We start from the raw sequence: 2,567 nt of genomic DNA on the forward strand, positions 1-2,567 counted from the left end.
TTTTACTTTTTGTTTGCGACCGTGGCGTTATTGTCTGCGCCTGCTCCCCCAATCACATACTCATTGTATGCTCATGGGCTGAGCTTCCTTGACGGCTTAGCCACAGCCGCAAACAGTTTGAAATGGGTGCATTGGTTTAGGGGCTGAAGTGTGTCAGCCCTCGACGACCGTGGCGTTATTGTCTGCGCCTGCTCACCCAATCACATACTCATTGTATGCTCATGGGTAGAGTCTCCTTGACGGCTTAGCCACAGCCGCAAACAGTTTGAAATGGGTGCATTGGTTTAGGGGCTGAAGCGACTCGGCGGTTTTTTGTTGCCTAAATCAGTGGAATCTTTTTGGCACTTCATGATCAGATCTTGCATCGCAGGTTTACGGTCAATGTCATGGGCAAGTCAAAGCGTAATATCACCAATTGGAAGCAATACAATCATGGGCGACCACCTTTAATGGTCGCTTAACCTCTACTTTTTACTGCCGTTATAAAGGGGGGAGGATTACCAAGGGGCTGAGGTGTTGATTCAAACTCGCCCCTTGGTTCATATTTTACATTTAGCTCTTGTCATAGTGACGGATGGGTAGCTGGCTGACGCTGTCTAGTCGCCAGGCGCCCTTCTCATACACGAAGCTAACGCTGTGCAGGGCATCCTTAAAGTCATAGCGTTGGTTCGAGTCTGGCAGGAGATTGTTAAACTCCAGCTGAATGTTCTGATAACCATCCTCGATAGACAACTTCCCCAGATGATTTGGCAGATCGATAAGGCGGCTCAGCGCCTTGTCCAACTCGCGATCTTGTATCGGCAGTTGCTGCTTAAACTGCTCACTGAACAGGGCTGCGAAGGCCTGTTTGTCCTTGCTGTGGATATAGGCGGCGTTGGTCCAGTCGGCCAACAAGAGTTCGAAGGTCTTGTTGGCCTGGGTCAGAGATGCGATTGGGGTCTTGTTGTCGTTGGTAAGGTAACTTTTAAGAGTCGCCTCGGCTTCTTCAAGGCCGCGCTCGAATATTTGCGCCACCTTTATCGCCGCCGGATCCTGGCTGGCCTTTAGCTCAGCGCTGACTCTGTTGACGGCCTCCACCCGCTCTTGCCAACTGTTGAAACCCTTCATTAAGCCTTGTAGTGAAGCTTTATGCTGCTTCATCGCTTCGGCGACAGCCTCATCCTGCTGGCGCGCCGCTCTGGCTTCGGAGCTCACATAATCTCTAAAGGTGCTGTTGAGTATGGTTTCGGGGGCATCGAAGTAGAGTCCCGCGCCGCTGTAGGGATCGACCCAGAGATCGCCTGTGTTTATTGGAGCTGATGGCTTAGGGTGGATATCGCCATAGTAGATTCGATCTAATTTGGCTTGGTTTTGGCTAAGGAAGGCGCCAATTGCCTTGCCATCAGTGGCGGACAGCAGTTGGTATTCGGCCGCCAGTTGTTGCAACTCTTTGGAGTTCTGCACCCTTTGGCTGGCATAGTAGCCGCAGCGTAGGTTACAGACTTGTTTGGTCAAACTGGAAGCCGGGCCCAAGGTGAGCGCCTCGCTCTGGATAAATACCTCGGCGGTATAGATGCCTCTGGGGATGGCACCACTCTTATCCATCAGGTAGATGGTGTTGTTGGGGCTATGGCGGCCGACGACTTGAAGATCTTGCTTACTGGCGCACAGGGAGTAGTCCCTGCTGGTGACCGGCAGCTCCTTGTCATAGGTGGAAACGACCAACTTATCCAGGCTAATCCCTTCGGGCACAGTACCTGTAATGCTGAGATCGCACTGCTGAGCGTTGGTGTTGAGGGTTAGGCCACCCAGGGCCAGGCCAAGAAATACCAATCTTTGTTTCATGCAAGGTCCTTGTTGCGCGTAGTTTGTAGTGAGGCTTTTCCCCATCATGTTTTCGTTAAAAAACCATATTTCCAATTAAAATTAGTTGCTTAGTGAATGATGGTTTTCATTTATTTATGCTATCGCGAATTGTCCTGCCTTGTCATCAGTTAATGGGGATCAAGGCGTCGGGTGATTGTAGAAAGTAAGGGGGGCATCATCTTATGTTAAACATACCTCACTGATGCCTCGGATAGACTGTAATTGGCGGAAATTGTGCTTTCAGCCGCCGTTTATATAATGTGGTGTTCAGGTGTATCAACATAGGTGTTGAATTCGCGACAAGCTAATCATTGAAGTGATGCCTGATCCTGGCCCGGGGAATTGCCTGAGAGGTAACATGGTTATAGGTATTAAAAGTGTTCAGCACTACTACGGGTTTGAATCCGTTCTGCTATAACCAGTAATTGGACAATAGATGTTTTTAATGGAGGGTTATTGCTTTATATGGAAAATATTGTTCCATCGGATGTTGAGATTGTTACCAATTTCGAGCTTGAAAAGAGTGAAAGCTGAACCAGATATAATTTAGACGAAAAACAATAATCAAATAAATTCCGTTAAACGACTTATATCCCCGTAACTTTGATTTCTTGATTGCAGAATGTGAAAGATATGAATGTTTCAGGGGGCTTCTTTTCTGAATGAATCCCTGGGCCCGAATTCAGATAATAAGTGCACCACTCATGGTTAAACGGTGAGGA

At 48.3% G+C, this 2,567-nt stretch carries 1 protein-coding gene; it reads right to left on the minus strand.

All coding sequences use genetic code 11. From position 1 onward, the window contains the following. Nucleotides 1–552: 552 nt before the first annotated feature. Nucleotides 553–1,824 (minus strand): hypothetical protein, encoded by a 1,272-nt coding sequence (locus tag RC73_RS08145; protein WP_039034189.1) that lies wholly within the window; start codon nt 1,822–1,824, stop codon nt 553–555. Nucleotides 1,825–2,567: the final 743 nt, after the last annotated feature.

It is taken from the genome of Shewanella sp. ECSMB14102, assembly GCF_000813075.1.
Classification (GTDB): domain Bacteria; phylum Pseudomonadota; class Gammaproteobacteria; order Enterobacterales; family Shewanellaceae; genus Shewanella; species Shewanella indica.

What these genes read in the sequence shown, in the direction of transcription:
- RC73_RS08145 (WP_039034189.1), bottom strand. Translation starts at nt 1,824, where the DNA reads ATGAAACAAAGATTGGTATTTCTTGGCCTGGCCCTGGGTGGCCTAACC.